This window comes from Microbacterium sp. bgisy207 (assembly GCF_057706855.1).
This window is the reverse complement of record NZ_JBYIPB010000016.1, coordinates 60,770-67,281: the sequence shown is the minus strand read 5'-3', so window position 1 is coordinate 67,281 and position 6,512 is coordinate 60,770. Positions and strand designations below refer to the sequence as shown.

At 67.4% G+C, this 6,512-nt stretch carries 7 protein-coding genes and 1 tRNA gene; 1 reads left to right on the top strand and 7 read right to left on the bottom strand.

The annotated features are described in order from the left end of the window. A partial coding sequence (locus AC3ENO_RS13735; RefSeq protein ID WP_434971163.1) for a GNAT family N-acetyltransferase occupies positions 1–410 on the top strand: 410 nt, incomplete at its 5' end. A 53-nt stretch (positions 411–463) separates the two neighbouring features. Here AC3ENO_RS13735 and AC3ENO_RS13730 read toward each other — a convergent pair. From AC3ENO_RS13730 to eno, 7 genes are all read right to left on the bottom strand, one after another. Then, the gene (locus AC3ENO_RS13730) at positions 464–1,186 is read right to left on the bottom strand and encodes an ion channel (RefSeq protein WP_434971162.1); all 723 of its coding nucleotides are present in this window, start codon (positions 1,184–1,186) and stop codon (positions 464–466) included. A gap of 44 nt (positions 1,187–1,230) precedes the next feature. Further along, positions 1,231–1,303, bottom strand: a tRNA-Leu gene (locus AC3ENO_RS13725). 53 nt (positions 1,304–1,356) lie between these two features. Further along, positions 1,357–2,739 (bottom strand): NAD(P)/FAD-dependent oxidoreductase, encoded by a 1,383-nt coding sequence (locus AC3ENO_RS13720; RefSeq protein ID WP_434971161.1) that lies wholly within the window; start codon positions 2,737–2,739, stop codon positions 1,357–1,359. 22 nt (positions 2,740–2,761) lie between these two features. After that, positions 2,762–4,063, bottom strand: coding sequence for a S8 family serine peptidase (locus AC3ENO_RS13715; protein WP_434971160.1), 1,302 nt, complete (start codon positions 4,061–4,063; stop codon positions 2,762–2,764). Then, entirely contained in the window at positions 4,060–4,623 is a 564-nt protein-coding gene (locus AC3ENO_RS13710) for a DUF501 domain-containing protein (RefSeq protein WP_434971159.1), read from the bottom strand. Before AC3ENO_RS13710 ends, AC3ENO_RS13715 begins: the two co-directional genes overlap by 4 nt. Positions 4,624–4,648: 25 nt before the next feature. Then, positions 4,649–5,167 carry an FtsB family cell division protein gene (locus AC3ENO_RS13705; protein ID WP_434971158.1) on the bottom strand — a complete coding sequence of 173 codons (519 nt, stop codon included), beginning with the start codon at positions 5,165–5,167 and terminating at the stop codon, positions 4,649–4,651. A 35-nt stretch (positions 5,168–5,202) separates the two neighbouring features. After that, the gene (gene eno / locus AC3ENO_RS13700) at positions 5,203–6,483 is read right to left on the bottom strand and encodes a phosphopyruvate hydratase (RefSeq protein ID WP_434971157.1); all 1,281 of its coding nucleotides are present in this window, start codon (positions 6,481–6,483) and stop codon (positions 5,203–5,205) included. Positions 6,484–6,512: the final 29 nt, after the last annotated feature.

Sequence of the window (6,512 nt, the reverse complement as noted above, 5' to 3'; positions counted from 1 at the left end):
CGTTCCTGAGTCACGTCGATCTGACCGTGAGTGGACTCCAGTCGCCGACCGTGCGGCTCTGGATTGAGCGCGACGAGTCCGGCGCAATCGTTGCAAGCACCGGCTATGAGCTGAGTAGTGACGGTCTTCACGCGCTCATCCGCAGCGTCGCGATCGCCCCGCAGCTGCGGTGTGGTGGCCGAGGCACGGAAGCGGCGCGATTTGCTTTGCATCACGCCTCGGAGCAGGGCGCGCAGCGCGCCTGGCTATTCAGCCGCCGCTCGGGACCGTTCTGGCAAGGCTTGGGATTCATGCCTGCCGATCGGGAGCAGTTGGGTCAGGCGCTGCCCGACGCGCAACAGGTGCGATTGTTTCGCCGGACGGGTCAGTTCGACCGCGAAATCGCGTGGTCGCGCCGTCTGCCCGAGTAGCGTGCCTAGCCGGCAGAAAAGAGCAACATCGCAGCGCGCTGTTGAGGCACGTCCTACGCCGCCGACCGCAGTTCCTGGATCATCGACTTCAGCTCGCGGATCTCGTCGCGCAGCTCTTCGACCTGAGCCTGCGTCGCATGGGTCTTTCGCTGAGTGTCATCGGACACCCGCTCAACGATCCACGATGCCAGCGTCGCTGTCACGACACCGATCAGCGCAATGCCGCCGATCATGAGTCCGACGGCTACGACCCGGCCCGTCAGCGTCACCGGGAAGTAGTCCCCGTATCCAACGGTCGTAATCGTGACGAACGCCCACCACACCGCGTCACCGACATTCTGGATGTCGCCACCACCCCCCTGCTCGGCATCGAGCACAGCGAGCCCGGCGAGAACGATAAGCAGCACCGTGCCACCGACGGTGTACACAACCACCTTGCCGCGGAGCCGAGTGCCGGCGCCTCGATTCAACAGGGCAATGATCGTGAGGAATCTCATCAATCGCAGCGGGCGCAGCATCGGGAGGACAACAATGGCGAGATCGATCAGGTGTCGGTAGAACCACCTCCACCGATTCTCCACAACCACCAGGCGAACCACGTAGTCAACGGCGAACAGCCCCCACGTTGTCCAGAGCGTCGCTTCCGCTATCGCGTCGACGACACCCACAGGCCGATAGATGATCTTGATCGCGTAGGCAATCAGAAAGAGGCATGCCGCAATCATGAGCGGCCACTCAACGGCGCGCTCCCACCGTTCGACTCGTTCCCCGTACATGGCGCCGATCATTCCAGACGCGTCGTGTCAGGAACCGTGCCGTGTACCCCCGGTGGGACTCGAACCCACACTTGAGCGATTTTAAGTCGCCTGCCTCTGCCATTGGGCTACGGGGGCGCCGATGTCGGCGATCCCACGCTACCCCGCAGGGGCGCCGGCGACGGGCAGCGTCAGGACTTCGTGCCCACAGGCGTCTTGGCGGGCTCCGCCGATGCCGCCGGGGGCTTCGGACGCGCTGCGAACTCCTCGAACACGTACCTCGGCTGCTGCACTGTCGAGAGGTTGACGATGTCGCGCCCGAGCCAGAGGTTGTTCCACCAACCCCAGATGACGCGCCACTTGCGCTCCCACGACGGCATCGCGAGGCCGTGGTAGCCGCGGTGCGCGAGCCAGGCGATGAAGCCCTTGAGCGCAAGCTTGCCCGACTGGAACACACCGTTGTACAGACCAAGGCCCGCGACGGCGCCGAGGTTCTTGTGCACGTACTCGACGGGAAGCTCGCCGCGCAGGACCGCGGTGATGTTCTTGGCCATGAGCTTGGCCTGGCGCACCGCGTGCTGCGCGTTCGGGACGCAGTATCCGCCGACCCCACCACCCGTGAGGTCGGGCACCGCGGCCACGTCACCCGCAGCCCAGGCGCCCTCGACGATTTCGTCCTCGCTGCCGACCCGAAGGTCGGCACGGGTACGGATACGGCCCCGCTCCTCCACCGGAAGGTCGCTGCCACGCACAACGGTCGGGTTGGCCATGACACCGGCGGTCCAGACGATCAGGTCGCTCGGGATGACCTCGCCCGTCGAGAGCTCGACGTTGCCACCGACAGCTCCGGTGACCTGGGTGTCGAGGTGGACGGCTGCGCCGCGCTCACCGAGCGACTTCATGACCCACTTGCTGGTCTCCAGCGACACCTCGGGCATGATCCGACCCATCGCCTCGACGAGGTGGAAGTGCGTTTCCTCGAAGCTCAGCTCGGGGTACTTCTTCAGCAGCGCGGAGGCGATGGAGCGAAGCTCCGCGAAGACCTCAATACCGGCGAACCCACCACCGACCACGACGACGGTGAGCAGTCGCTCCCGCTCCGGGCCCGGGGGAAGGGTCGCTGCCTTGTCGAAGTTCGAGAAGAGCTTGTCGCGGATCGCCACAGCTTCCTCGATCGTCTTGAGCCCGATGGCGTTGTCGGCGATCCCGGGGATCGGGAACGTCCGTGAGACCGCACCTGCGGTCACGACGATCTGGTCGTACTCCTCCTGCCACGGCTCACCGATCGACGGCGTGACCGTCGCGACCTTGTTGGCGTGGTCGATACCGGTGATCTTCGCGGTGACCACGCGCGTGCGCTTCAGGTGGCGACGCAGCGACACGACCGAGTGACGGGCCTCGATGGAACCCGCAGCCACCTCGGGAAGGAACGGCTGATACGTCATGTATGGGAGCGGATCAACGATCGTCACCTCTGCTTCGCCGCGGCGGAGATGCTTCTCGAGCTTCCAGGCCGTATAGAAGCCGGCATACCCTCCGCCGACAATAAGGATCCTGGGCGTGGTGTTGCTCACGATGGGAGAACTCCTGGGGTGGTCAGCGGCGGGGCGCGCGAGACGCCAATCGGACGCGTCGGACAGCTGCGGTGACGCCGAGCGCCACCAGTATAGCCGCGACAGTCACCGCCGCGAGCGGGAGCGTCCCGTAGAGCAGCGAATCGGTACTCGGCAGAAGCGGTGAGCCCGCGGCCTGCTGCTCCACCGGCGGCAGCGGCTCCACGGCGGCGGGCGGCACCGTGGGCTCCGGATCGGGCACCAGGTCGGCTCGGCGATAGATCGTGATCCAGTCGGCGAGACTGCCCAGCGGGTTCTCGTTGACCGCGGGGACGGATGCCGTCACTGCGGCCTCCGCATCCACAAGACCGTAACCGTAGAGCGGGTCCGGAAGCTCGCTGACACCGCCGGGTGGGATCGCGGTGCGAATGATGCGGTTGATCACATCGTCGGCATCCATGTCGGGGTAGGCCGATCGCACGAGGGCCGCGACCCCGGCCACGATCGGCGCCGCGCCGCTGGTCCCATCCCACTCGACAACAGTGCCGTCGGCCGACACTCCGAGGAGGTTCTCGCTCGGGGCGGCGACAGCGATGGTGATGCCCTGCGTAGAGGCATCCAGACTTGCGCGTCCCTGGGGATCCACCCCGCCGACCACGAGCACACCCGGGATCGTCGCGGGCGCTCCCACGAGCGCGGTGCCGCTGCCACGGTTGCCGGCGGCGGCGACCACGACGACATCGTGCTCGAACGCGTACATGAACGCGTCATCCCAGGTGCGATCCCAGTCGGGCGTGTTGGTCGTGAACGACAGGTTGATGATGTCGGCGCCGTTGTCGACTGCCCAATACATCGCCTGCGCGATCTGCTCGGTGAACGGCACGGACGCGGACACGCCGAAGCCGACCGAGATCGACAGCAGTTCGGCCTCCGGCGCCACCCCGAGCATGCCGGTGACTGGACTTGTCCCTCTCGAGGCGGCCAGGGATGCGACCCAGCTGCCGTGGTCCGGGTCCCGCGCCCCGACAGGGGTGCGGCCATCGGGAGATCCCAGGCCCGAAAGGTCGGTGCCCCCGACGACTCCCGAGAACTCCGCAGGGCCCTTCCCGATCCCGGTGTCGATGACCGCGATCCGCACGCCCCGACCGGTGGATGTCTTCCACGCGTCACGGATGCCGTAATCATCGAGCCAGTACTCGGCGGCGCGCAGCGGATCAGCATCGGACGGCGATGACGACGGCGAGGGCGGGACGGTGAACCCGGCCAGCGCCAACACACCGGCCAGCGCGACGGCGGCAATGCCCGTCCGGATGACGCGGCGGCCCGCCCCGCCGGACACGCTCATGCGCGTCCCTCCGCACCGTCACCGTCACCGTCACCGTCACCGCGCAGGGCCGCACCCGGGTCGACGCACTCGCAACGATCGGGACTCCACGTCGAGAGGGCGAGCGCTCGATCGCCGATCGGGTTGACCCCCGGTCCGGCGGCGAGGGAATGCGCCAGGAGCGCGTGCAGGCACTTCACCCGCGTGGGCATGCCCCCGGCCGAGATCCCGGCGATCTCGTCGGGTTCCCCGAACGCCGCGCGATCGGTCAGATACCTCTCGTGGGCGTGGCGGTAGGCATCCGCCAGCTCCTGGTCGGCGTCGAGCTGATCGGCCAGCTCGCGCATCGTGTGGTCGGCTTCGAGAACCGACATGGCCACGGTGGCACCCGGGTGCGTCAGATAGTAGAAGGTCGGAAACGGCGTGCCATCGGGCAAGCGTGGCGCGGTGGCGACAACCGTCGGGTTGCCGCACGCGCAGCGGGCTGCGATCCCGATCACTCCCCGCGCTGGGCGGCCGAGCTGAGTCCGCAGCACAGCGAGTTCTGCCTCGGTGACGGGAGGGAACGGTGGTGTGGACACATCCCCAGGCTACCTACCCAACCTGTCAGGGCGTCGCGGTCGGCTCTGACGGCAGGGGTGTGGGATCGGGGACCCCGATGAGGGGGATCGCGGCGGTCTTGGCGAGGCCCGCGGCAGTCACCGACCGGACCAGTTGCGACATCCAGTCCGTCGCGGTCTGAACGACCTCATCACTCACGGGCTCCTGCTCAGCGGGTTTGGCCGAGTCAGGGAGGTCGTCATCGACCAGGTAGACGACCTCGCCGGGCCGCACGTAGTACAGCCGCTCGCGAGCCTGCGTCGTGATGTAGGCGGGGTCCTGCCACCGGTCTCGCTCCGTCTGAAGAGCGGCGATCTCCTCCTCGGTGACCTGGACGGCCTGTTCGAGCGCGGCGATCCGCTGCCGCTGTTCGAGGTAGGTGCCGAGCGTGGGAACCAGCACGAAGGCGGCGAGGACGACAAGGCCCAGCATGATGACCATGAAGCCCGAGAGCCGGATGCCGCCGAGCCACGCGCGCACATCGACCCGGCGCGGAGAACGAGAACGGGGAGCCGGATGCGTCATCTCGGCTCCCCTCTCGTCAGACCTCTTCGGGTCGATCAGCCCTTGAAGCGCGGGAAGGCTCCGCGTCCGGCGAAGACCGCCGCGTCGCCGAGCTCTTCTTCGATGCGCAGAAGCTGATTGTATTTCGCGACGCGCTCGCTGCGGGCAGGCGCACCGGTCTTGATCTGACCGCAGTTCACGGCGACCGCGAGATCGGCGATCGTCGTGTCCTCGGTCTCGCCGGAGCGGTGCGAGAGCATCGAGCGGTAGCCGTTCGAGGTGGCAAGAGCCACGGCATCCAGGGTCTCCGACAGCGTGCCGATCTGGTTGACCTTCACCAGCAGCGCGTTGGCAACACCCAGGTCGATGCCTCGCTGCAGGCGGCTCGGGTTGGTGACGAACAGGTCGTCGCCGACCAGCTGCACCTTCGAGCCGATCGCCTCGGTGAGCGACTTCCAGGCGTCCCAGTCATCCTCGGCGAGCGCGTCCTCGATCGTGACGATCGGGTAGTTCGCGACGAGGTCGGCGAAGTAGTCGGTGAGCTCGGCTGCCGTCCACGGCTTGCCCTCGACGGTGTACACGCCGTCGGAGAAGAACTCGGTGGCCGCGACATCCAGGCCGACGGCGATGTCGGTGCCGGGCGTGAAGCCCGCCTTCTCGATCGCCTTCATGAGGAAGTCCAGGCCTTCGCGGTTGCTGGGCAGGTCGGGGGCGAAGCCGCCCTCGTCGCCGAGGCCGGTCGCAAAGCCCGCGGCCTTCAGCTCGCCCTTGAGGACGTGGTAGGTCTCGGTGCCCCAGCGCAGCGACTCGGCGTACGTCTCTGCCCCGATGGGGGCGAGGAAGAACTCCTGGAAGTCGATGCCGTTGTCGGCGTGCTCGCCGCCGTTGATGACGTTGAAGAGGGGAACGGGCAGGATGTGCGCGTTCGGGCCGCCCAGGTACCGGAACAGCGGCAGGTCGGCGCTGTCGGCTGCGGCCTTGGCCACCGCGAGGCTCACGCCGAGGATCGCGTTCGCACCGCAGCGGGACTTGTTGTCGGTGCCGTCGGTCTCGATGAGGATCTCGTCGACAATGCGCTGCTCGCTCGCCTCGACGCCCTCTAGCGCGGGGCCCAGCTCGTCGATGACGGCCTCGACGGCCTTGAGCACGCCCTTGCCGCCGTACCGGCTCTTGTCGCCGTCGCGAAGTTCATACGCCTCGAACGCGCCGGTCGACGCGCCGGAGGGGACGGCCGCCCGCTGGACGGTGCCGTCTTCGAGGAGGACTTCCACCTCGACGGTCGGGTTGCCGCGCGAATCGAGAATCTCGCGCGCGCCTACAGCCTCAATCAATGCCACGAAAGGACTCCTTGTGTTGGAGGGTGTGT